The sequence below is a fragment of the Petroclostridium sp. X23 genome (assembly GCF_030013905.1).
Taxonomy (GTDB): domain Bacteria; phylum Bacillota; class Clostridia; order SK-Y3; family SK-Y3; genus X23.
Genome location: NZ_CP124862.1, coordinates 4,597,575 through 4,622,332, shown reverse-complemented (window position 1 = coordinate 4,622,332; position 24,758 = coordinate 4,597,575). Strand labels below are relative to the sequence as shown.

Annotated in this window: 22 protein-coding genes; 3 read left to right on the top strand and 19 right to left on the bottom strand. The window is 38.3% G+C overall.

Annotated features, from left to right (window positions below; all coding sequences use genetic code 11):
- Positions 1-351: 351 nt before the first annotated feature.
- Complete coding sequence (locus QKW49_RS21685) at positions 352-3,192, top strand: phosphodiester glycosidase family protein (protein ID WP_282864728.1); 2,841 nt, start codon at positions 352-354, stop codon at positions 3,190-3,192.
- 259 nt (positions 3,193-3,451) lie between these two features.
- Here the strand turns inward: QKW49_RS21685 and csaB are convergent, their stop codons facing one another.
- The 11 genes from csaB to murJ form a co-directional block, all read right to left on the bottom strand.
- The gene (gene csaB, locus QKW49_RS21680; protein WP_282864727.1) at positions 3,452-4,552 is read right to left on the bottom strand and encodes a polysaccharide pyruvyl transferase CsaB; all 1,101 of its coding nucleotides are present in this window, start codon (positions 4,550-4,552) and stop codon (positions 3,452-3,454) included.
- A 10-nt stretch (positions 4,553-4,562) separates the two neighbouring features.
- Positions 4,563-5,690: a glycosyltransferase family 4 protein gene (locus QKW49_RS21675; RefSeq protein ID WP_282864726.1), complete on the bottom strand. Its 1,128-nt coding sequence runs from the start codon at positions 5,688-5,690 to the stop codon at positions 4,563-4,565.
- The gene (locus tag QKW49_RS21670) at positions 5,687-6,229 is read right to left on the bottom strand and encodes a DapH/DapD/GlmU-related protein (RefSeq protein ID WP_282864725.1); all 543 of its coding nucleotides are present in this window, start codon (positions 6,227-6,229) and stop codon (positions 5,687-5,689) included. The genes QKW49_RS21675 and QKW49_RS21670 overlap by 4 nt, the downstream gene beginning before the upstream one ends.
- Complete coding sequence (locus QKW49_RS21665) at positions 6,226-7,560, bottom strand: O-antigen ligase family protein (protein WP_282864724.1); 1,335 nt, start codon at positions 7,558-7,560, stop codon at positions 6,226-6,228. The genes QKW49_RS21670 and QKW49_RS21665 overlap by 4 nt, the downstream gene beginning before the upstream one ends.
- 233 nt (positions 7,561-7,793) lie before the next feature.
- Positions 7,794-8,345, bottom strand: a complete 552-nt coding sequence (locus QKW49_RS21660) for a hypothetical protein (protein WP_282864723.1) — start codon at positions 8,343-8,345, stop codon at positions 7,794-7,796.
- Between the two features lie 7 nt (positions 8,346-8,352).
- Positions 8,353-8,844, bottom strand: coding sequence for a DUF4330 domain-containing protein (locus tag QKW49_RS21655; RefSeq protein WP_282864722.1), 492 nt, complete (start codon positions 8,842-8,844; stop codon positions 8,353-8,355).
- Positions 8,845-8,969: 125 nt separating this feature from the next.
- The gene (locus QKW49_RS21650; protein ID WP_282864721.1) at positions 8,970-10,061 is read right to left on the bottom strand and encodes a glycosyltransferase; all 1,092 of its coding nucleotides are present in this window, start codon (positions 10,059-10,061) and stop codon (positions 8,970-8,972) included.
- A 195-nt stretch (positions 10,062-10,256) separates the two neighbouring features.
- Positions 10,257-11,903 carry a glucosyltransferase domain-containing protein gene (locus QKW49_RS21645; protein WP_282864720.1) on the bottom strand — a complete coding sequence of 549 codons (1,647 nt, stop codon included), beginning with the start codon at positions 11,901-11,903 and terminating at the stop codon, positions 10,257-10,259.
- Positions 11,900-12,955 (bottom strand): lysylphosphatidylglycerol synthase transmembrane domain-containing protein, encoded by a 1,056-nt coding sequence (locus QKW49_RS21640; protein ID WP_282864719.1) that lies wholly within the window; start codon positions 12,953-12,955, stop codon positions 11,900-11,902. The genes QKW49_RS21645 and QKW49_RS21640 overlap by 4 nt, the downstream gene beginning before the upstream one ends.
- A 1-nt stretch (position 12,956) precedes the next feature.
- Positions 12,957-13,706 (bottom strand): dolichyl-phosphate beta-glucosyltransferase, encoded by a 750-nt coding sequence (locus QKW49_RS21635; protein WP_282864718.1) that lies wholly within the window; start codon positions 13,704-13,706, stop codon positions 12,957-12,959.
- A 12-nt stretch (positions 13,707-13,718) separates the two neighbouring features.
- Positions 13,719-15,257: a murein biosynthesis integral membrane protein MurJ gene (gene murJ, locus QKW49_RS21630; RefSeq protein ID WP_282864717.1), complete on the bottom strand. Its 1,539-nt coding sequence runs from the start codon at positions 15,255-15,257 to the stop codon at positions 13,719-13,721.
- Positions 15,258-15,409: 152 nt separating this feature from the next.
- Between murJ and QKW49_RS21625 the strand changes: the two genes are divergently transcribed.
- The gene (locus QKW49_RS21625; RefSeq protein WP_282864716.1) at positions 15,410-15,604 is read left to right on the top strand and encodes a hypothetical protein; all 195 of its coding nucleotides are present in this window, start codon (positions 15,410-15,412) and stop codon (positions 15,602-15,604) included.
- Between the two features lie 75 nt (positions 15,605-15,679).
- On the opposite strand, the gene QKW49_RS21620 is transcribed toward QKW49_RS21625, so the two are convergent.
- The 5 genes from QKW49_RS21620 to QKW49_RS21600 all read right to left on the bottom strand — a co-directional run bounded on the left by QKW49_RS21620 (position 15,680) and on the right by QKW49_RS21600 (position 19,908).
- Positions 15,680-16,498, bottom strand: coding sequence for a polysaccharide deacetylase family protein (locus QKW49_RS21620; protein ID WP_282864715.1), 819 nt, complete (start codon positions 16,496-16,498; stop codon positions 15,680-15,682).
- Between the two features lie 340 nt (positions 16,499-16,838).
- Positions 16,839-17,738 carry a hypothetical protein gene (locus QKW49_RS21615; protein ID WP_282864714.1) on the bottom strand — a complete coding sequence of 300 codons (900 nt, stop codon included), beginning with the start codon at positions 17,736-17,738 and terminating at the stop codon, positions 16,839-16,841.
- A 28-nt stretch (positions 17,739-17,766) separates the two neighbouring features.
- Positions 17,767-18,327 carry a zf-HC2 domain-containing protein gene (locus tag QKW49_RS21610; RefSeq protein WP_282864713.1) on the bottom strand — a complete coding sequence of 187 codons (561 nt, stop codon included), beginning with the start codon at positions 18,325-18,327 and terminating at the stop codon, positions 17,767-17,769.
- On the bottom strand, positions 18,324-18,884 hold the full coding sequence (locus QKW49_RS21605) for a sigma-70 family RNA polymerase sigma factor (protein ID WP_282868208.1): 561 nt from the start codon (positions 18,882-18,884) through the stop codon (positions 18,324-18,326). Before QKW49_RS21605 ends, QKW49_RS21610 begins: the two co-directional genes overlap by 4 nt.
- Positions 18,885-19,065: 181 nt before the next feature.
- Complete coding sequence (locus tag QKW49_RS21600; RefSeq protein WP_282864712.1) at positions 19,066-19,908, bottom strand: hypothetical protein; 843 nt, start codon at positions 19,906-19,908, stop codon at positions 19,066-19,068.
- Between the two features lie 170 nt (positions 19,909-20,078).
- Here QKW49_RS21600 and QKW49_RS21595 point away from each other — a divergent pair, with 170 nt between their 5' ends.
- The gene (locus QKW49_RS21595) at positions 20,079-21,695 is read left to right on the top strand and encodes a hypothetical protein (protein ID WP_282864711.1); all 1,617 of its coding nucleotides are present in this window, start codon (positions 20,079-20,081) and stop codon (positions 21,693-21,695) included.
- Between the two features lie 185 nt (positions 21,696-21,880).
- On the opposite strand, the gene QKW49_RS21590 is transcribed toward QKW49_RS21595, so the two are convergent.
- The 3 genes from QKW49_RS21590 to QKW49_RS21580 all read right to left on the bottom strand — a co-directional run bounded on the left by QKW49_RS21590 (position 21,881) and on the right by QKW49_RS21580 (position 24,671).
- Complete coding sequence (locus tag QKW49_RS21590) at positions 21,881-22,204, bottom strand: phage holin (RefSeq protein ID WP_282864710.1); 324 nt, start codon at positions 22,202-22,204, stop codon at positions 21,881-21,883.
- A gap of 12 nt (positions 22,205-22,216) precedes the next feature.
- The gene (locus QKW49_RS21585) at positions 22,217-23,383 is read right to left on the bottom strand and encodes an N-acetylmuramoyl-L-alanine amidase (RefSeq protein WP_282864709.1); all 1,167 of its coding nucleotides are present in this window, start codon (positions 23,381-23,383) and stop codon (positions 22,217-22,219) included.
- Positions 23,384-23,537: 154 nt separating this feature from the next.
- Positions 23,538-24,671: a hypothetical protein gene (locus QKW49_RS21580; RefSeq protein WP_282864708.1), complete on the bottom strand. Its 1,134-nt coding sequence runs from the start codon at positions 24,669-24,671 to the stop codon at positions 23,538-23,540.
- Positions 24,672-24,758: the final 87 nt, after the last annotated feature.

Here is a 24,758-nt window from a genome sequence, read left to right as displayed (position 1 = left end):
TTTCACTACACCTCCATCATTAATCCACATTGAAAATACACTATTCCGATGTATTTAAAAATGCGCTTTTATAATTATACAAGCAAACCCTGTTTATTGCAAGTAAAATGATTTGTGCATTCATCTAAACGGGTTGCATCATTATTATATATCATTATGCATCGTTTTGTAATCGAAATGTAAAACATTCTTAATCTCTATTACACCGTACTTTTGGTAAAATATAATAAGGGTGGTAGGTAATTGATAATAGGTGGTGAGCAAATATAGCAATTAAGACTGAAGTCCATCTTGATGTATCGGCCAAAAACAACAAGTTTAAAATTCTATGAATACACGAAAGGAAATTTAATGATGAAAAAACCAATCGCTTTGCTGATAATACTTTGTATTGTTTTTACATATTTTTCAACTGCCTATGCGGCAGATTATACCGTAATCCATACGAAAAACTCGGAAACTACCCTTGCCAAGGGAGTCACACTTAACAGTATCCGTCAGTTTACTACTAAAGGATGGCTCAACATTAGTGTGATGAAGGTCGATTTATCGCAGAATCATATTGATGTGGATGCGTTGTATGATCAAAACGGAATCAGAAATAACAATAACCTATTAAAAATTTCCACCAACCAAAACATTATTGGTGCGGTCAACGCCGATTACTTTTCAAAAATCGCTAAGCCTGTCCCTATTTCCTGGCCGGTAGGTACGGTTATAAAAAATGGTGCAATTGTTTCCGCACAGTCATATACAGAAGATAAATTCGCCACCTTGGGGGTTACTAAAAACAAACTCCCTTTCTACACCTACTGGAATAGCGATATTAAAGTAATTGCACCAAACGGTACAAGTGCCGGCATCGGTCTTGTAAATAAATATTACAGTGATTACAACCTGAATTCCATCATTATGTATGACAAAAATTGGGATGGCTTATCGGTTGGCTCAGACGGTTTGTATAAGGGCATTATTGAAGTAGTGGTTGATAACTCCAGAGTCATCGAAATCCGTAAAGATATGCCGGGTACTACTATTCCGAAAAACGGATTTATACTGGCAGCCGTCAGCCAAAATAATTCTTTTCTGGACGAAAACTTTAAAATAGGTGATTTTGTCAATATAAGTACCCTTACAAACCCTGATTTTAGTTCCATTCAAACCGCTGTTAGCGGTGGAACCCTGCTTTTGAAAGATGGACAGCCGCATAACATTACATGGAAGCATTATGGAAAAATCCCCATTACCGCTGTAGGTACGGATGCCTCTAATAAGTATATGTATCTGGTGACAGTGGACGGAAGGCAATCCATCAGCGGTGGTATGACTCAAAGTGAAATGGCCGAATTCATGAAGAACCTGGGCTGCTATAATGCGATTGAAATGGATGGCGGCGGTTCTACTACCATGATTGCACGTCTTCCCGGCGAAGAAACGCTGAGCGTGATTAACTCTCCTTCGGATGGAGGTTTAAGAAATATCAGTACCGGATTGGGCATTGTCAATAACGCGCCCAAGACGAACTTAAGTGCCATTATTGTTGAGCCGCTCGATACAAATGTGTTTGTCAATACTTCCTTGCCGTTGACTGTAAAAGGCTATGACAGCAATTACAATCCTGTAGCTATTGATGTGTCTAAAGTAAAATGGGCTGTTAGCGGTATCGATGGCAGCTTTAAGAATAACGTATTTTATCCGTCATCGGTAGGGTCAGGAACTGTTACAGCTACCTACAACGGCGTATCCGGAAGCAGCGATATATATTCTTTAAGCGCACCGGTAGAACTTATAATGACACCTTCAAAATTCTATGGGAGTACAGGTCAAAGCTTTGATGTGAAAATTCAAGGGCTGAATAAGAATGGCTATGTTGCCCCCATCAGTACCAATGATATCACATGGTTGGTTCAAAACAATGCGGCAAGCATTAAGGATGAAAAACTTACCATTTCCAGCCCTGATGGTGGAATTATTAAAGCTTCGGTAGGAGATGTACATGCATATGCTGTCGTATCCTCAAGCAATAAAAAAGTTACCGATGCTTTTGAGACATTAAACGGTACTTTTATAGGCTATCCGGCTCAGGTTGCCGGTTCATACAACCTATCGACATCCACCATAAAGAATGGTAAAAGCGCAGGCCAATTGACCTTTGACTTTTCTGCCGATATTGCTGCCAGTAAAGCGGCATATTTAAAATTGAATACCGGTATTCCTATTTCCAAAGACGTATCAAAGATTGGCGTATGGGTTTATTCTCAACCGACTTATTCGCATTGGCTAAGAGCGCAGCTTACCGATGCAAACGGAAATATCTTTAGGCTTAATCTCGCCGGCAATATGGAATGGGACGGTTGGAAATATGTAGAAGCCGATGTACCGGCAACCGCTGCTTTCCCGCTTACTTTAGACAGGTTATATATCGCGCAGACCGACCAAACAATAAAAGGTACGGGTACAGTATACTTTGATGATCTCACTTTGGTTGTAAAAGATTCCGGAGACGCTGTCCAACTGCCTGAGAACACCAAATACGCTGATCCTTTGAATACTGCTCCTACACTCTCCAGCGACAGTAAGCCCTTTAGGGTAATGGTATTCGGAAATACGATACAATCACGTACATTATTAGATAATATTCTTATGAAAAAAATGATAAACGCGGCTAATAACAACAGCGATGCAGCCGTATTTTTAGGGTTTAACGATGCGAGTACTTTATCAGGCTTGAAAGTACCGTCTATGATTACAAATGGCTTTAATTCAAAAGCTTTGGATAATAACCTGTTTATCACTTTGGATTCCAGCAAACGAACACTGCGGGAACCGGATGAGACCCAGTGGTTAAAACTCAAGAATCAGATTTCATCCATAAAAAGTGATAATGTATTCATATTGATGCCGTCTCCATTGGATGGCGAAAACGGCTTTACCGATCCAATGGAAGCAAATTTGCTAAAAGATGTGCTTACCGAAGAGATAGTGCAAAAACAGAATAAAAATGTGTTCTTCCTTTACAATGGCGGAAAAAATAATGCCAATATTTATCGTGGGGTTAGATATTTATCTACCAAAGGCATTCAAGAAATTACCGCACAAAACATTGCACAAAAAGCCGATGACATACAGTATATTCTCATTACCGTGGATGGAAAGAATGTGACGTATGAAGTAAAATCGTTATTTGAATAAAAGAGGTTGTAATTCCAAAAGAAAAGATTAAGAAATTTTATATTTTACTTTTTTCTATTTATCAATCATATTTCAATCTAGTACCTGTAGGGGTGGACGACTCTGTCCACCCGATGTTTTATTACGATATCTGCGGGCGGACAGGGTCGTCCGCCCCTACAATAAAACTACTAAAATACATCTAGTTGATAAGAATACTTTTAACGTTCTTCATCGAATAAAAATTCCTAATGAATGCTTATTCATTAGGAATTTTCTATTATTGCTTTTCAATTAATTCTACTGCCATGCGGGCATTTTCCATGGCTTTTTCTTTTAACTTTGAAACCACGTCTTGCATCTGGGTGCATACATTATGCCGATTTGGCCATATATCGTCTATAATTTCACATAACTGATCATACTGGATGGTTGATATATCTCCCGCACAAGCTTGCCCCAGATAGTTTAGAAAACCTTCCACCTTCGCCTCATACGCAAGTCCTATCATTGGCACCGCAAGCGTTGCGGCATATATCAACGCATGAAGCCGCATCCCGATCAGTAAATCAGTCCTTTTAATAATGCCGAGCAATTCCGGTACCTGATATCTCTTTTTGAGTATAAAAGGAGTATGCTTCATTTTTTGCGCGATCTCTTGCATGACATGCAAGTCCTGTGGAAAGTGCATGGGCATCAGTAAAATATCCGTATTATATGTATCTTTCATATAATCGGCTGCCTTTGCAATAATATCACTATATTTATTTTCTTGCTGCTGCCAGCCTCTGATAGAAATACATACAACCGGATTTTTAAATTGGATTCCTTCATCCATTAACATTTTATCTACTTTTTCATCATCTACCGGTTTTAATGTAAGAGCAGGGTCAGCGGTCACCCATACCGGCGGCTTATCTATACCCAATCTTTGAATCTCCTTTAAAGATGCCTCTTCTCGCAATGTAATCAAATCTACCCGATTGGCCACATCTCTTACCATTTTTTCATTGCTTTTCATTCTAATAGGTCCAATGCCATTGGCATACAACATCACTTTTTTATTCATCTTTAATGCCAGCTTAATGGTTTCCAAATAATAAAGAAGCGAGCGGGTACTGGTAATATCCTGCAACAGGCTTCCTCCGCCATTGATAAAAAGCTTACAATTTTTAATCACCCTGTAGAGGTCGAGTAAATTAAACCTATTTACAGAATCTACACCATAAAGCCTTCGGGTCTCCCTAGGATTCATAGATAAAACATTAATCTTGATATCGGGCTTATAAACCTTCAAACTTTGAATAATCGCTAACAGGATCGCATCATCGCCGCTATTCTTAAAACCATAGTAACCTGATATAACTACATCGTACATCATCATTTCCCCTTCAACCATCCTGCATCTTTAGTATTTCCCGGTAGATTTCAATATGCCTGTTAGCTAGGCTCTTATTCGAAAAGCTGTCTCTGGCTCTTTCATATAGCTTTTGTCCGAACTCTTTCCTTAAATCCTTATTATTAACCAGTTTCAATAATTTTTCAGCCATTTCCGAATGGTCAGTAGATTTGAAAAGATATCCGTTTTGCCCATCTTTGATGAGATCCGGAATCCCTCCTACCGCTGAACTTATAGTCGGTTTTCGCAGCCTTGCTCCTTCCAATAATACATATGGAAAGCTTTCACTGTATGAAGTAAGTGTATTAATGTCCAGTGCATTTATAAGATCGTAAATCTTATCGATAAACCCTAAAAAGACCACTTTATCCCGTATTCCAAGTTGTTCTGCCATTTCCTCAAGATTTTTTCTTTCATTTCCGTCTCCCGCAAGCATAAAACGGCACTGAGGTGCTTTTGATGCTACCTCGGCTGCTGCTTTTACAAATACTTCATGTCCCTTTACTTTATCCAACCTGCCGATAATGCCCACCAAGACATCATCTTGATCTACTGTAATGCCATGGTCCGTCAAGAATTGCTCCCGCGAACAATAACTGATTTTACTATCAAAATCTATACCGTTGTATACGGTAAAAACCTTATGAGGCGGGTATTTTCTTGATATCAACATCTCTCTGAAATTCTCGGATACAGCGATATAATAGTCCATATATTTTAAAGACAACATGTTTAATCCGGTATATACCAACCGCCTATAGAGACTTCCATCAAAATCCAACAAGTAGTCGCTATGCACAGTAGTAACAATAGGCAGACGTATATATCTCTTTAAGATGGCTGCTATAAAATTAGCTCTGGCTCCATGAGTATGAATAATCTCATATTTCTCATCACGGATTAGGGTGACCAGTTTTTTTACCACGCTCAAGTCATATCTGTGCTTTTGCAGAAACAAATCCACTGGTATGTCCATATCCAGTATTTCCTGATAAAAGATACCGGAGGTAAAACATATGATCTTGACATCTATATGGTTTTTCAATTCTCCTAATAAGGAAAAAACGTGGGTTTTTGCGCCACCACTATCGCCACCGCTGATAAGGTGCAATGCTTTCATACATTTTCCTCATTTTCTTTTCTAGATTTTATTTTTCTTGCAGGATTTCCTCCAACGATGGTATAAGGTGCGACACTCTTGGTAACGATCGCACCTGCAGCCACGACAGCACCCCTTCCGATTGTCACTCCCGGAAGAATCACTGCTCTGGCGCCAATCCATACATCATCCCCTATCATCACCGGCCTGGGCTCGGTATCTCCTTGTTTGATCATGGGGATGTCCGTCCTGTCAATACGATGATTACGGGTATATATCAATACATCCGGGCCCATCATGACATTATCGCCGATGGATACCGGCCCCTGAACACGACAGTTTAATCCCAAGCCGGAATTTGTGCCGATAGAGATCCCTGCGCCGCCTCCGAAAAACACACCATGTTCGATATTGACTCCTGGTGCGACATCATCAAAAATCCTTTTGCACAGCATCCTTCTTATTCTTTTCGCTCCCAAAGAGTACGCGGAATCGGAAGCAGGCAAGTGCCTTGCAATAAAATAATATAATAAAAGTGCTGCATGCTTGGTGAATCTCATAGTTCACCTTCTTTTGCAGCAAGCTTTAAAGAAGTCATCATCAATCCCAATACCAGCCAAAATGCCAACATGATCCTGGGATAAAACCATACATATTCTACTAATCCCATAAAGCTGATCCCTGCTAATGCCGAAATGCCGGCAATCAAAATGTTTCCGTGATATCGGTCACCGGTATACACCACTTTTATAGCTTTCTTTACTATTCTTATGAGATGCCATATAAAGCTGACAATTGCCACCACTCCCATTTCCACCCATACCTCTAAAAAGAGTGTATGTGAATGGGCAGCCTTAGTAACATAAGAACTCATATAGTTAGGTGAAATCCTTGCAAAAGGCTCAGGACCAATACCGATTCCGGTTGTCCAATAATCCTTTAATAAATCCATGGCTCCTTCCCAGATATAAAATCTGTAGGCAATCGAGGAATCTCTGAAATTGGTGATAGTCATAATCCTATTCATAATGGACTGGGGCAAAAACGGAATGGCCATCACCCCGGCCACAAGCGCTACGGGAACCAATCTCCAGTTCTTAAATGCCATGAAAACAAAGACTGCAATGGCAAAAGCCACATATCCTGCTCTTGAGTAAGTAATCGCCAGGGCTATCACAGGAAGAATCAATGTACATCCGAAAAGAACCTGTTTATACCTGCTCTTTAAATTGAATATATACGCCACACAAAAAGGAACCATCAGAATCAAGTATTCCGCATAATTATTGGCATTCTCCAGCGTGGAATATATTCTTCCCGGCATGCCCTGATTTAATTCAACATCTGTCAACGCTAAATCCACCTCTACACCTACAATACCCTGGTATACACCATATATCGATGTAAGCAGTACCGCGATATATAATGCGATTAATACGTAATTAAGGCTTTTCCTTGAAGTAATGCTATTGGTTAATAATACTACCAGCACAAGCGCGGTAATATAAAAGGCCATCGTCTTTATACTCGCCATCGGCGTAATGGAGGTAATGGTTGATAATACGATAGTCAACGCAAACAATAAAAACATAAAATCAAGGGTTTTTATATTAAAAGAGTATTTTTTGTTACCCGCAACTTTTAGTGCATATACCACCACATAAAAGCCAATGGCACCGATACTGTATATATTGTTCCAGTACTGATGAGGTATGATAAAAACCCCTAATAAAAATAAGCTGAGCCCTATCTCAAAATGAAAAAAGGTAATCAGTATTACAGTGACACCTGCTACCATCGCAACTACCTTAACAGGTGAAACGAAAAAGCAGAGTGCTCCAACAAACAATCCTATTATTATATAAAATGTTTTAAATGCATTTAGTTTCATAATATTTTACTCCTTATATTTTTAAGCCCGGAGCTCGGAAAACATTTTGATAGCCCTCTGATATAGATAACTATATGAGTCGGAACGGCACAGGGGCCGTTCCCTACATAGAACACCAAATTCCATTCATACATGATTTGCAATTCGTAGGGAACGCCCCCCGTGGCGTTCCATTGACTTGCAATATCCAATTATTTAATATATTGCTAACTTATAGTTATAGTCATATTCCCCTAAGACGCTATGACCCATTTGACAATTCTAACAAAAATGCTGTTTTCTATAGCTTGCGAAAGCTTTTTATTATCAACCCAAACAGGGAATGATATTGCCAGCATTAGAACAATCCTTGTGATAGCACCGACAGATGTCAATGCATTATGCTGCCAGGAAATCATTATATTCATGAATATAAAACCGGCAAGTATGCATGAAAGAGCCATAGTGGCAGTGGATACCGATGATAACGGTTTAAAAAAAGACTTATTAGTCCTGCCCGCAATACTGTTCTCCGACAAGTTAGCAATACCTTCATGCATTTTTCTTAGTAATAAAATTTTAAAGTGTATCAATCCATCTACGCATCGATAAATAAGACTGTTTTCCCAAGCTTTGGATATTCTTTCATTTCTGCTTATGTATCTGCATATCGTACTGCCGCCGCAAAGATGTGCTATTTTTTCGGATATCCGTTGCAAAATACGCTCTGTATTGCTATATTTATACGATTTAACAACTGCAAACATCAGTTCTGTGGATTTCTGTAATATATAGCTACCAAACATAAATCTGCTACTCCTTTACTTCCACATCATATACTCTTACCCATATGGTACTCTTTCCTACATTTAGTACAACGGTTTCACCCACACCGTAATTCACACCGCCAAACACAGCACCATTCTGTCCTTTTGTTCCTTTACCTTGAACTGTAATAATCGCTGAAGCCAGTCCAGGCTTTGAGCTCTGCACATATTTGCCCTCACTATTCACACCGTAGGAAAGCGAGCCATCTATCACCGGCTCTTCTATTACTTGGCCAAAATAAGTATTTTTTTGGTCATCAGTGGCAACATCGCCTACTTTCACTGCTTTTGCCGCATATTCCGGCGCTTCATCCGCAAAGAATTTAATAATGATTTCATCCTGTTTAACAATGGGGCCAACATTTGCCTTCCCAAATTTATAGAAAGCTCCCGCTGCCGCACCAAGTATAACCAATACAATCAATAAATCAATAATATTAAATTTGCCGAAAAGTCTTCCTTTATCATCTATTAACATGCTTGCACCATCCTTCTCTTTTTTAATATACATTGTAAATCTAATAGCTTGTATTACTTAGGAATGACGAAATAATAATTTTTATCAAAAAATCCCTCGCTTGAAAATCCGGCATCATTATTCCGTCATTCCTTAATATATAAATTATATGTTTCCTTTAGCATGATTTCAAGATTAAATTTATCTCGTACTACAATAGGAGCATTTCTTTTATATCCGGCATAGAGGTCCTTCTCAATAATCATTTGATTTATAGCTTGTGCCATCGCTTTCTCATCTCCGAAAGGTACCAGTATTCCACAGTCGTTTTCTTTACTGATGATATCGCTGTTACCGCCCACATCCGTAGCGATTACCGGTACCCCTTTTGAAAGCACCTCCAAGATCGCAAAGCTTAACGCCTCATTAGAGGAAGAATTGATAAACAAATCGCTTCCCATAATAATATTTTCTATATCGGTCCTAAATCCCGTAAATATCACATATTCATCAAGGCCCAACTGCGTGACCATCCCTTTTATTTCGTCATATAGCGCTCCATCTCCTACCATTAAGCATTTAAATTTTTCCCGGGAAATACTGCTGAATTGTGCAATCGATTTCACTAAAAAATCAAGCCCTTTCTCGGAAGAAAACCTCGATAAGCTCAGCAGTACAAATGTATCTTCATCAATCCCCAATTCTTTTCTTATATTAGACGACTCAGGGAGGTAATCCGCATCATATTTTACTCCATTAAAAACTACTTTTATTTTTTGTTGAGGAAGACCATTAGAGATCATTACCTCTTTTCCTCTATTGCATACGGCAATCACTGCTTTCTCAAAAGGAATGAGCAGACGATTGGTAAGCTTCTGTATAATATTGTTATGTAAGATAAAATGATTGGTATATACCACCTGAACCTTAGGATTAAATATTCTGGATAAAATGGCGATATAGTTCTCTCTTAAAAACTGGGTATGTATAATATCAATTTGTAACTTCTTGCAGAGGCTGCTCAACTTTTTTGCCGCTTGAAGGTCAAAAGGATGCTTCATAGGAATTTGAAATGTTTCTACTCCCAAGCCTTCCATTTGCTCTACCAGCGGCCCATCTTCATTATACGCAAAAAAACACTCGGCCTTCTTTTGGTGAAAGTCCTCGGTAAGTATGCGCACATATTGCTCTGTTCCCCCTTTTCCTGCATGATTTAATAAATACAAAACTTTTATCATCATCATTCTCCTTGTTATATATAACGCATTACAGAAATTACAGTAACGATAGTTTTGAAGTGGTGTATGTTTCCGTAAGAGACCGTCCACTGTTTGAACGAAGTGAGTTTGGGCGCGTCTCTGAAGGACACATACACCGCCTCAAAACCGTTTGGCAATGTAAAAACTTTAATACGTTGTAAATATTATTGAACTTCAAGGCATTTGAAGCACATATGTCCCATTCCCCTGTTTTTCCAATTGTCCAAAGTAATCTCCATTACGCTTAGACAGTAAAATATCGCCATTGTTCCCGCTAGCAGCCTTTAATGGAAAAACGCTTAAATCATTATCTATACCCAATAGGATATTCTTGCTCCATATATCATCCTTAAGCGAAACAGCATGCCATTTATGCATCGGCTTTACAGATTGAATTTTGACATTCCCGGCAATCGCCCTCACTCCTCCTGTAAACGCCCAATCGCTCTCAGTAACATTGTGAATATGCTCATGAAAATACATATTCTGCTCTATATAGACCGGCCGGGTTCCAAATACGATGGCACTTTTTCTTCCCTTATAGAACTCCTTGTTTTGTATGGCAGATACGACATTGCTGCATATTTTTCTGTCTATTTCACTAATGCTTTTATAATCGGTAAGCTCCGAAACATTTACAATCAGAAATATAAATACGGCTGCAAATATCCCTAAACCTTTTATGTAATTTATGATCTTTCCACCGTTAAAAGTACTGATCATACCCTCGGCCATCAATCCTAACCCTATAAAAGATGTAAAAGCGTTACGATTGCTGATCCAAATATCTTTCAGCAGGAAGTTGACACCGAACGGTACCCAAAACAACAGCAATCCTATTGCTATCTTTAAGAGGTTTTTTTTGATATTTTTATCAGTTTTATCGTTAATTACATATAAACATGCTAAACTGCTCATTAACAAGATAAGTATCATGTAAAAATATGAATGATTGTGGAATAATACCTCTATCCCTCTTCTAAAACCATTCGTATATAAGGGCAGATGCGCGCGCCCCCATACATCGGAAATCTTGTCAATCACCTTATTGAAATGTTCTATGTACTTTCCGTCTACAACCTGCCCTCTTTGTGCAAGGTTGCCTGTATTCCCGAAGAACTTGTAATATGCACCAATGATAAACAAATTAATAAAAGGCACTGTCACAATCCATTTATTCTTTACCCTTGACCAATTTAATATGATGACTAACAATGCACTGACAAAACTTAGAATAATAACCTGTTCATAGTAACCAAACGAAGCAAGATGCGTTAACGCAAAACCAGCCAACAGTGTATTTTGCTTTTTCTCTTCACTCCCCACTCCCCACTCCCCACTCCCAACATGTATATGTAAACTCAGCAGATACAGTGATAACGCCATAAAAAACATGCCTACCACAATTCTGGAGGAAGCGGAAATCCAATAGGTGGCCTCACTTCCGAGCGGTAGAAGGAGATATATGACAGCAAAAATCATGCTTACCGGCATCTTGTTATATGCAAATACCTTGTATAACAGCCATGCACTTATAAAATGAAGGATGGTTATGATCAAAAACGCCGCCCACATATACTCCCACATTTGACCCCATATATAAGGATCGGAGAGTGACGCCAGAGGCCGTGTCGTATAGGTGCCCACCCGCAGGATTACATCTTTGAATATATCTTCATAAAGTGGATATCCTCCATATTGAATCCAATCATCTATGACCGGAAAATATCGAAACCCGTAATAGCCGTATTTAACCAGTACCAGTCCAAATAGTACGATCCAAAACATTCCGACATTGAGTCTCTTTTGCAGTTTGTTCAATTTGCGTCCCCCGCTTTTGTTCCTTCCCCGTTATCCATTTCCTCATCCGGCTCCATATCATCGGATAACTGAGAATTATTGTCTATCATCGTTAAGTTCTTATTTTTAAAAACCATCTTTTCAGTAAAAACAAAGTAAAGTGCAAGAGGCAATAAAGCAGCATACTGGACAATATGCAGCAAAACCGAAAGTACTGCCGCTGCCGTTCCCCCGATACCAAGTACACCCAGTGCATATATGCATGCATATTGGAAAACCCCTATGCCTCCGGGCGCCGCCGGAATGAGCATCGCAAGATTGGTCAATATGAGTACTGCCAGCGCACCGGATAACGCTTTTGACATGTCCAGCCCAACACTTAAAATACCTGCCAGCGTGCAAAAATACACACAAGACCATGATACAAACAAGAAACCGGCTGCTTTTAAGAGATTTACCGGAGATTTGAAGACCTGTATCTGTTGTATGATACTAATCACTCTTGCTGCAAGCGCATTATCACAAAGCCATGAAAAATCATTTCTTCCTGTCCGTTTGATCCAGATCATGCTGCCACCTGCCAACAAAGCTAATACAACCACCACCATAATGAAATTCCGCAGTTCTTCAATTTTATTTAATATAGATTCACTGAAGTTTATAAAAAAGACTGCCCCTACCGCAAGCGTCATTAATATGATGATGTCTGTTAATCTTTCTACCAGGAGGCATACACCGGCATTTGCATAGGAACGGCTTTTACCGTTTCCCAGCACAGCGATTCTCGCTGCTTCACCTAACCGAAAAGGCATAACCATGTTCGTACCGTTCCCAATGCATACAGCCTTAAAAACCCTCAAAGACTCAAATTCCCTGTCCATGCCTCTGCTCCATGCCAATGCCCTGAACCATTGAGACAGAACAAAAAAAATCACAGATATCAGTATCAGCAAATAATTGATCGGATATGCCATTGCTGCCTTTAACCCCAAACTACCCACTCTCTTATACGAAAGGTATAAAAATAATGCTGTAAATAATACTCCGATGCCAAGTTTTATATATTTTCTCAACCTATTTCCCCTCCGCATAGCGATAAGAAGCAGATGACTCATAATAACCTTTCCAGTCGTTGAATCTCACCTTAAATGCATCGGCCATCATCTTTAGGGAATCCGAAATAAGATTGACTTTCGAACCCCCAGAGTGACTCAAATTGACTGCAACCAATTTAATATTACATCCAATCTTCCTAGCTATATACAGCATTTCAAAATCAAAACCAAAGCCATTGATGGTTATAAGCGGAAAGATCGCTTTAGCAGCATCGTTACGAAAGCCTTTAAACCCACACTGTGTATCTGCAATCCCCAGATGCAGCACACTATTAATAAACATTGAAAACGCCTTAGATATAAGTTTTCGGTGAAACGGATAAGGGATATCCGGCTTTTCCTTATATAAATCCCTCGAACCGATCACCAGATAAGCGCCTGTTTTTTCAAAGATTTCTATCGCTTGCAGCATGCTCTGCAAAGGATAAGGCAAATCGGCATCGGTAAAAAAAACATATTTGCCTTTTGCTTGCATCATCCCTGTTTTTATTGCTTGTCCTTTTCCTTTATTGACGCCTTGGCATATAATTCGTAAGTTACTGCCGGCATATCTTTTTAATATATTAACTGTCTTGTCAGTACTTCCATCATCCACTACCATCACTTCATATTCGGTAAAATTCTCATCCATAAACTTCAATACATGATCTATAGTACGCGTAATTCTTTTTTCTTCATTATATGCAGGTATTACAAGAGAAACTTCCACTATAAACACTTCCTATTTCCTTAATTTAACCACATTATGTACAATCTCAGAAACCTCTTTTACCCTTAACACCATAAGACAAATGCCATATACTACCGCACCTAAGCCGACTTGAATCACCAGCGTTAAAACATATCCTGCTTTAGATGCGCTTGTTCCCATCCCGTGCAATGCTTGTCCTATGATTAATACCGCCGCACTCATTACAGCACAGGCTGCGAATGATTTTATACCGGTAAAAAATATACTTTTCATTCCAATGCTTCCTATCTTTCTCTGAATCAAAAACAAAAGCAGCACGCCCCCTGCCAATGCCGCTATTGAGTAAGATAGAGAAACTCCTTTCAAACCCATGTATCGTACCAGCATAACACTCAACCCGATATTTATAATCATGATAAATACGCCGTTGTATGCGGGGATCTTTGTATTCTTTATTGAGTAAAAAGCTCTATCTATAATTTCCTTAAATCCTATCCCAATTATTCCTATTGCATACAAAGAAAATATCTCTGCGCCCAATGCCACATCTTCCGCTCCAAATTTTTTGTAACCGTAAATGATATCCACCATAGGTGTGCTTAGCAGAATAAATCCTGCCGACACCGGTAAAAGCAAAAGAACTACAGCTTTAATGATGGCGTTCAAACTTCGCTTAAAACCTTCCATATCCTTGCTGGCTGCATATGCGGCTAGTTTGGGATACATTACCGATGTGATGGCATAAATCAGTGTCAATATGACCTGGATGCCTAAATTCTGCATATTATTCAACACGACATATTTCTCACTGTTATATGAAATAGCAATAGAACTGTTGGTCAGCAAATTGATCTGATAAGCACACACTCCGATAATGACCGGCCCCGTTAGTTTAAAGACACGTATAATATCCTTATTTTTATAATCAAAAGATAATTGAAACCTAAAACCGGTTCTAACCATGGGAGGTACCAATATTAAGGCTTGCAGTAAAAAGCCTGTCAAAGTAGCTGCCACCAATCCTCTCATCCCGAAAAATTTTGACATTGTAAAAATGTATAGGATATTTACCAGACTACTGGGGATGCTTACCATTGCAGGCATATAAAACCGGCCGGAAGCTTGTAAAACACCACTGAAAACAAAGAAAAGACTAATAAAAACAATCGCCGGCAGCATTACCCGAATAGAATAAACCGCAAAGTGAAAATTCTCTTCTTTTATGACTGATGCAATAAAAGGTGCGGCAACCATCCCTGCCGCAGCAAGTAAAGATCCGACCGCTACCGTAAGCCAAATGGTGTCATTGATAAATTTATACGCCCTCTCTTTATTATCCTCCTCCAGCAATTCAATAAATATAGGTATGACTGCTGTTGTTAGCGCAGTGCCAATCACTGCTGTAACCGTATTGGTAATAACAGTGGAAAAAGAATACGCACTGGTCTGGGCTGTTGCTCCATAAAAAGCCGTAATAATGGAGTTTGCCATAAGCGCCAATGCGCGGGACAAAACATTTATGATTAATACTATTAGTACAGTTTTTGCTGTTTTATGTACTGTTTTCATTTGGGCACCGTACTCTCTAAATATTTTAGGAATATCACCACACCTATTATATCCATTTGTTTATACTTTGTCTATATGATCAAATTTTATGTAACTTTTCCGCATTTCAAATCATATATTATTAATAGGACTTATATCAAGGAGGGACTATTATGATTGTGTGGAAATGCCCGAATCCTAAATGTAACATCAATAACGTTTTTCAACAAGAACACAATCTGCTTGCAATGAATAAAAAAGAAGTAATCCAGACCTATGAAACCCAATGCAGTAATTGTCTCAAAAAGTATGAAATCGTTATCAATACCCGGTTGAACGAGCTCAAAATTCGGGATAAGAGCAAATGATGGTTCACAGTTCACAGTTCACGGTTCACAGATTCAAATGGTGTCTCTGTGAACCGTGAACTGTGAATTGTGTGTTTAGTGACCTTCCGTATTCTGCTTTATCATCTCAATTAGTTGCTCTCCATTGATATTGCCAAAAGCTGTTAGTCTTTTTAGCTGCCGAAGGCTTGTATCATCTTCATTAACGCCTTTATCCCCGACAAACACCTGCATCTTATATCCGGCTTTCTCGGCCATTTCTTGTGCTTGATTATTATATAGACCGTAAGGATAAGCAAATACATCACATGTCTTATTTAGATTCTTTTCAATCAAATACTTTGAACGTCTTAATTCTAACTGCACACGGCCCACACTCTGTTGCATCATATTGGGATGCAGATCCGAATGACTTTGTATATCAATCACTCCGCTTTCCTGCATTTCCCTGGCTTGCTTCCATGTAAAATGAGGATATGTCACATCATCGGCCGCTCCCATTCTTCCTGTCAATATAAAAATAGTCGCTTTCATATCCAGACGCTTTAAAGTTGGAAACGCTTGTTCATAATTGCTGCTATATCCGTCATCGAAAGTAATGATAACCGGCTTCTCAGGTAAAGGCTGTCCATTGATCCTATAATCGTAGTACTGGTTAAAATCAATAGTATGGAACCCTGCATTTTTCAGTGAAAGCATATGTTCCTCAAATAGTTTGGGACTTATATGTACCGAACTCTGCTTTGGGTCAAAGTCATCCATAATGTTATGATACAATAAGATGGGAACTTTTGCGTCATGTTCAACTGTGTCGGCGATTGAACCATCGGTTAAGGTGGTGTCTGCTGCGGCAAAATTAAACACTAAAACAGCTATCAATATAATTCCAAACAAAAATTTACTTAATTTAAACATTTTTTTCTCCCTCTCATTGACATTATTTTTTCTTTTGTATTTAGAAATCATTAAATAAGGAGTGGAAAGTTTTTCATTTTCTCCCCACTATTCACTCCCCACTCCCCACTTATTATATTATGTCACAAACCATATGTCTACCTACTATTCATCAAACAGCAGAAAGCACAGAAACTTAGGTTCTGTGCCCGATTAAAAATATATCATAAATTATTAGGAGGCAAATTTTACTGAAAACTTCTTACAAGTATATTGTATAGAATTAACCAAATAATATCAATATTTTCCTGGAATGTTAACAGTTTATTCATAAAGTTTTAATGTTTGTGTAATATGAATGTCAGTTGTTCATCCGTCTAGCATTTTTACCAAACCCGGTATCAAAAGATATCCCGATAGATAGTATGGTTAAGGCAATACCGATCCATCCCGCAAAGTGAATTGTTGAAATTGTAATAGCAAAAATAATAGCTCCAATGATAAATTCCCCATATATGTTGGTATCACTATTTAGCAGCTCTAAAATCTTTCTGCCTATATAAACGCACAATGATGAAAATCCAAGAATAAATGCAATCCCTAAAAAAATAACTGCAATTGGCAGGCCAATGATGGTCAGCGCCAATAAAATAGCAATAATAGGGAAACAGAAGCATATCACTATTCCTATGATGACTTTACGAATGATATTTTGTTCTATGCACTCAGACATTCTTCTTACCCTTTCACCTGAAAAGGATATGGTAAGCAGTCCGAATAATGTAATAATCACAAATCCAATATTGCCCAAAAATCCGAAAAGCCCCAATCCGGTATTGATACGTGGAGGAAGCTGCATTCTGAAATTAGGCAAATCTACCGTCCCAAAGTTTATCCCTACAGAATCTCCATGGACTTTTGAACCTAGAGACCTGTTTATACCACCGGGCCCAATAGCTACCACATCCCCATTTACAACAGCTTCCTTTCCTAACGCTACTCTTCCGAATACCGAAACAACATCTCCGGCAACACTCGACTGTACATTCACATTTCCAAAAACCGCTACAACATCTCCACTCACCGGATATTTGGTGTCTACACTGCCGAAAATCGCCACTGCACTCCCACTTAAAGGCTTATCAATATTTATGTTTCCAAATATACTGACTCTATCCTCAAAGTTTGCTGCAGCGAAAGCAGTGTTTACAACGCCTATTAGAAAAACACACAAAATTATAACTTTAACGATCTGCTTCATATTAACCTCCGTCCATTACAGCTTCCCATCAATGCTGTCTCAGTACTCTTGAACTCATCGTATAGCTGATGACCAATATAGCAGCCATAGAAAAAAATACATCATAGTAATTTTTAAACAATACATAGTATATATCAAATATAGAATTACCCAGAACCATTAAGGCTCTATATGCATTCTCTGCTGTCAATAAGATGCTGTTTAATATATCTATACTAAATCCCTCACTTAGAATCATACTTATCAGACTAATTGTAGAAAACCCTTGTAAGAATAAAATAGTTATAACAGTGATTATCAAGAAAGAGGCCCCTATCAGCAAACATACCAACCCTGCAGGTATCCGTAAGAAATTCTTCTTTCTAGAAGAAGTATCTCTTATCGACTGCATGACACATTCTTCAAAATCCTCCGGAGGGTCCAGCAGTGGCTGTTCTTCCATAAAGCCGATCACTTCGGATAAAACCGCATACTGCTCTGCACAATCAGGACAGCTTTTTAAATGTTGCTTAAAATAATAATGGTCAATATCGTTTGTTTCACCGTCAAAGAACTTCATCATCATTTCGTTAACTTCACTGCACTTCATAGAACATCCTCCTTTCTTACTTCCGCCAATTTCTCTCTTAACATCTGCCTTGCCCTATGCAGCCGGTTTTTCACAATACTTAAAGGTTCATTCAAGGTTTTACATATTTCATCATAAGAAAATCCCTGATGATGAAATAATACCACAAGTACTTTATATTTATCCGGCAATGATTGAATAGCCTCATCAATTTGTTTAGTTCTCTCAGTTTTTAAATATACCGCTTCCGGATCTTCTTCCTGTCCGGGCGGGTAAGTTAACTCATCTACCGATACCGTTTCGATTTTTTTCTTACGTAATATATCGAGGCATAGATTCGTGGCTATCCTTACAGCCCACGTAGAAAACTTATATTCCGGATTATACTTATCAAGAGAGCGATAGATCTTTATAAATACTTCTTGGGCTATATCATTCACTTCTTCCCTGTTATGAATCATCCTGTATACAATTGTATATATCAGCTTCTTATACCTGCCGACAAGTTGTTCAAATGCTTCCCGATTTCCTTTTAAACAAAGCTGTATTATTTCATAATCGGTGAGCTCCAACACCATCATCTCCTTGAGCTGTCTTCATAATATCATACGATATTGCTTTTTATTTGTCTGATAAAATACTCTCCTTGAATAAATGTAATTCCTATATGAATAAATTATAATAGCTATATTATATCAAAAAATCAACACATAATAAAAATCCGTATGCTTTTTAGCATACGGATTTTTATTATCCTCATTAGTCACTGCATGGTCTTCTTTCGTTGAAAACGTCTTCTGCACCTTCAAATTCAAATTTCTGAGGCGGGAAGAACTCATCAACCGGGAATCTGATTCTTTCAAACAATTCACACGGATTATCTTCAGTAGCCGCGATACATTCGTTTTCAGGAATACAGAAATCATATGCCGGGATAAGTAATTGAACATTTCTTTCGATCTTGATGATTGTAAACAATCCAAGGGAAACAAATACTCTCTTTCTTTCTGCACCGGCTACCAATTCATCATCAAAGCAGTTGCAAACACTTTCAGGTACTCCTGCCAAGTCGATTTCATCTGTCTCGAACAATCTGTCGGTAATGTCAACTAGTTTTGCTGCCAGACAGATTGGATCCACGACTTCAACTTTGGACTTCGGCATATTGGTTTTTTGCCATAATTGCGGGTCAAAGGCATCTTCTTTATACTTAGATTCAAAGATTTTAGCATTACCTTCCGAACCGAACAATATGACTGTCTTGTCGAAAGTGGCCAAACCTTCTACTTCTGTAGGTCTTCCTATGCCTGTAAATACGTCTAATGTGATTCTAAAGAAGAATTTTACGCTTACAGTATAGAAACCTCTGTTAAATGGCACAGCCTCTACATCGGGGAAAACCCAGATAACTTCAGATTTTCTGCATTTAACGTTGATCGCTCTGTCAACGATTTCCTGTCCCCGTCTGGTAAGAAATACTCTTAAATCTTCCAAACAGTCTTTTTCTCTGCAGGAATCGTAAACCTTATCTGTTTGTATACATACTGCTTCTTTAAAACATGGTGAGCCTTGAATTGGACCTGGTCTAAGTCTTTCTCCCATAATCTATCCTCCTATTACTGATTTTTTATCCTTGTTAGGATAACTTCCTTCAATAACATAATATGTTAATCGTCGTTATGTGTGATTAATTCGAAAAAAAATTATAATTTGCATAAGTAAAACATATATATGTATTAAAAGATCATAACAGAATAGAACGGGGTGTTTATTTGGCTAGAATTGCTTCCAATCAATATCTGCTTCAACAATCTGCAAAAGAACAATGGCACTTTTTCCATCTTCCAAGCGTTGGAATCTGCTATAAAAAAAAATCCGAAAACCAGTGGAATGATTACGAAATCCTTCTCAAAAACGGAGAAGGAGATTTCGATGTAACTCAAGATGCGCGTGATAACATACATCTGGTATGTCAGGATAAGCTGGGGAGTATCATTTATCTGATGTATAACGGACAGCAGTGGCATAAATATACTATTCTTCAAAGCAAAACAAATAGAGCATACGCAAAGCATTTCAAGATAGTATACGTCAATAAGTGGATTAACCTGTTTTATATTATCGATTATAAAGATAAGAGTCTTCTCATTCATCACATGTTGGATAACAGTAATGTACCTCCTAACGTGATAGATTATGTAATCAAAAATGAAAGACCTTTCTCTATTTCAGTAGATAATTCCGATAATATTCATGTTTATTATCAAAGCAGCATTGACTCGGAAAGAATGGGGTATAGAATATATCTTTGGTCTAAAAAAACATGGACTGGATTTACTGCCATTGATCAACAAGATCGGAATGTTTGCCTGCCCTATACATTAATAGACCGAGACGATAATATTCATCTGGTATATCTAAAAAAGAATGAGAAATATTATGATATCTTGTATACGCGCAAGCCTTTTAACAGTTTTGACAAAGCCTTATGGGACAAAGCGTCTATCATTTACGCACGATGTCCGGGAGGCACCCAACCCGTCATGTTCAAAACAGAAGGGAAGCTATGGATTCTATGGCAGCAGGACATTAAAGTTTACAGTTCTTCTTCAGATGATGACGGCATCACATGGAGTAGAGCCTCACAATTTATTGCAGGCAGATATGGCAATATCTCGTTATTCGGATGCAGGCTGCCTCCGGCTTCGGATAAGAAAAACATAATCTGTGACCTGTGCTATGGTTACAGTACAAACTCCGATATTAACTTATATCTTTTATCCAACCTTCTCGAACGGCTGCCTTCTAAAAGCATGGAGCCGGAATATAAAAGCACTGGTTTCGAAGTAGAAGAGTTTGCTGCGAGTAATAGAAAGTCCTTTGCACCTTCTTCATTTGACCCTGCCGGTACTTCAGCTCCAACCGGCTCTATTGCCGCGGAAGATTTCTCTCAGCTATCCAGTGATCCTTCAAAGGCTGCGGAATTATTTCGTTCTTCGTCCGGTTCTTCACCTTCACCGTCGTCTTCGGGTATGGATAGCGTAGAAAACACCAAATTAAAAATTATGCTGAATATGCTGCAAGAAGACCTGACTCAAATTAAAAAGAAACTATTAGAATTAAATCAAATATCCAAATTTGATAAAGACTTAAAAAAAGACCTGGATGTACAACACAGATCCGAGATTGAAGAGTTAAAAGAAAATTTTCAAGAACTGCTGATGAAAATCGAACATATAGAAGATACCCAAAAAAATATTATCAACTCGAATATCACACGTATTGACAAAGAGATTGCGGCTCTAAAACGTAAAAGTGACAGAAAAAACTTCGAAGACTTAATTAAAAAAGCTTTAAGTGATCCTGATAAACAAACCGCCGGCATTTAGGAATGACGGAATAATAATACCCGATTTTCAAGCGAGGGATTTTTTGATAGTGCAAGACGGAGGAGGCTTAAATATCTAGATATTTAAGCCGACGACAACGAAGCAATATCGAAAAATAACCGCTTGAAAAATGGGCAATTATTATTTTATGATTCCTAAATATGCCCGGCGGTTTACCCTATATGTTATTCTTTAAGACCGTTTAAGATCAATACTTGATTCATTTCATAAACTGCTGCCTCGATGAGCTTGTCAAGTTGTTCATCGCTCAATTTTCCTTTGGTCAGATTTCTCAGCACTTGCATCGCCTCCTGCTTTTTATCGGCCCCGTTTCCTCCTCCGAAAATTTGTTCTATTGCCGTAACTACCATTTTTGAATAGCTGTAGTATGTGTTCAGTTTCTCTTCTCCAACCTTGGCTCTTATAAATTGAATAATATAAGTGCCCACAGCCAGAACAAGAATTTGTATCAATACCGATAGTAATTGTGTTATTAATTCCTCAAACATATGATAACCTCCCTATTCCAGATTTTTAATTCTTTGCTGCGTTATGACATACTCTCCCCATGTAATAGGCGTATTCAAGTCATGATCTTCAAGCACGATCCCTTTTGCTTTCCATTCATCATAAGCCTCCTGCGCATAGTGTTCTACTTGATTTTCCACGCTAACTGTTAATATTTCATTCCATATCTTTACGACATTTTCACCATAGCCATTACCGGGTACTGCCCACTTGCCGTTCAAGTCCTCCCAATAAGGTGCACTTCCTCTCTGAACCAAATTAAAACGAGGATCTACTTGTACGGTATTTAAAGGGTTGGTGGTGGCATATGCCTTCAAATGCTGTATTTGCGCCGTAATACCTTCCTCCGGTGTGCCAAAAACCGCTCCCTGAACACCGTTACCGGTAGCACCTAATCCAGCAAAATTATTTTGTGCTTTCGATACCGCCCCTTCAAATCTGAAATAGCCTGTTTCCAATATTGACTGTGCAAAAGCAAGGTCTCCTCTCACTCCTTCCAGTTTCCCCACTTTCAAATACAATTCAGCCAGATATGGCGCATCCGCATTAAACTTCCTTAAAAAGATATCCATTTGCTTTGCTGTAGCTTCCGCCCCTCCCATAATGGGGGTTTTATTTGATAGCACAGGTGTAAATCCCAGATATACACATATGGCTTCTGCCAGATAACTTGTAAATAAATCCTGCCACTGTGTGTTATTTAGCCGTTCTTCTTCCTGCTGGTTGGATAAAAACATGGTTTCGATAATAACTGCCGGCATATTCGTATATTTTAATACATAATAATTGGCTACCTTTACGCCTCTATCCTTGTTATTATTAAACTCAATCATCGCTTGCTGCAGCACTTTTGCCAGTTCATAAGCTTTTCCTCCTGTCGCGAGACAGTAGGTCTCGGTGCCGCTTGCACCGGTATCTTTAGCGCTATTGCAGTGCATGCTGATAAAGTAATCAGCCCCGTAGTTATTCGCAATATCACATCTCTTCTGCAAGCTTACTTCGCTATCATCCTCTCTGGTACAAATGACACTTATACCGCTGGCTGTAAGTTTATTCTTGAGTTTCAAAGAAAGAAGCAGGTTAATATCCTTTTCTTTGCTGTAGCTTCCCACCGCACCGGGATCACTACCTCCATGTCCCGGGTCAATTACCAACTTCATTGAATCATCCCTTTCTCCACAAAGCGGATATATTCGACTCTTTATTATTCATATTATTTAAATAACTAGAAAAATGAGACAAAAAAATAAGAATATTTTATAATTGAGGATCCCTATTATTTTCGATTCATACTATTACTTGACCACTAAACAGTCATACGATAAAAGGCCTTTCTTTTCGAATTAAAGATACTGCTTCCGCAAGGTCACTTTTCTTAGTATCTTTCAAAATATTTATGTCTTTAGCTAATACATCTGCACCATTGGTCGGGACTTTTGCAAAACTTTGGACATAGATATCCTCCATAGAAAAGCATTCACTAATACAAGCTCCTAAATTTGAAGCACTAATTTTATTTATAATGGGCAGATTATTTGACAGCAGTTTATTTAGCAAATCAATCTTAACATCTCTTTCCGGACTATCTGCTGGAACAAATAGCAACTTTTTTTTAGCAGCAATACAGTCTTGCAATATCCCCATTCCGGGTTTAGAAATCACTAATTCGCTTGCATTTACCAAATCTATGCCGTTATAGAATATTGGCGCTTTAATGATCCCCGAATGAAACGGGAACTCATGATTATCTATACTACCTGCTATTACAATTCTATGTTCACTTTTAAGTCTATTTATTGCATCATAAAACGGATATAATTTTTTATACACATTTGTACTTACCGCCGCACCGGCATGCACTAAAATAAATTTTTCATCGGGCGACAACCCCAAAAGCCTATTTACACTCTGTTTGCTCATGGAAACTTGTCTGGTTATAATAGGAATAGGGATATACATACACTTGATATCAGGTTTATTTTTCGGTTGCTCCAAATTTATATGAAAAAAAACATCATGCTGATTTGCTCGCTTACAAACACCATTTTTAAAAAAGACTACCTCTTTGCTGTCATTTTTCGAAATGCTTATATCTCCATGATATAGTCCACAAGTAATCGTTTTATTAGAGAATAGCTTCCTCAGTCTCGCATATAAGAAAAAATCATCAATAAGAACGGAAGATTTTTGGAGCTGTTGAATCAATTTTTGGTCACCTTTCTTCATATTCTTCTTCGGTTTTACTGCTTTTTCCTCCATTAATGCCAGGTAGTAATAAAGGTCATATGGTTTGCAATTGTAATTTGCTACATTACTTTCAATAAACTTTTGCATACATTCCGGTGCCAGGTATGAGATTTTTTCATCACTATACTTTCTTAAATTTTCTACCATAGCTATAAATCTGACTGAATGTCCGAATCCGGATTTAATAAGACTAGTTATCATAAAAACACCGCCATTCCAAATTGTATTATTCCGACGCTAAACTACATGGATTTCAACAAAAATATTGATAGACTGCTTGCTGTTATT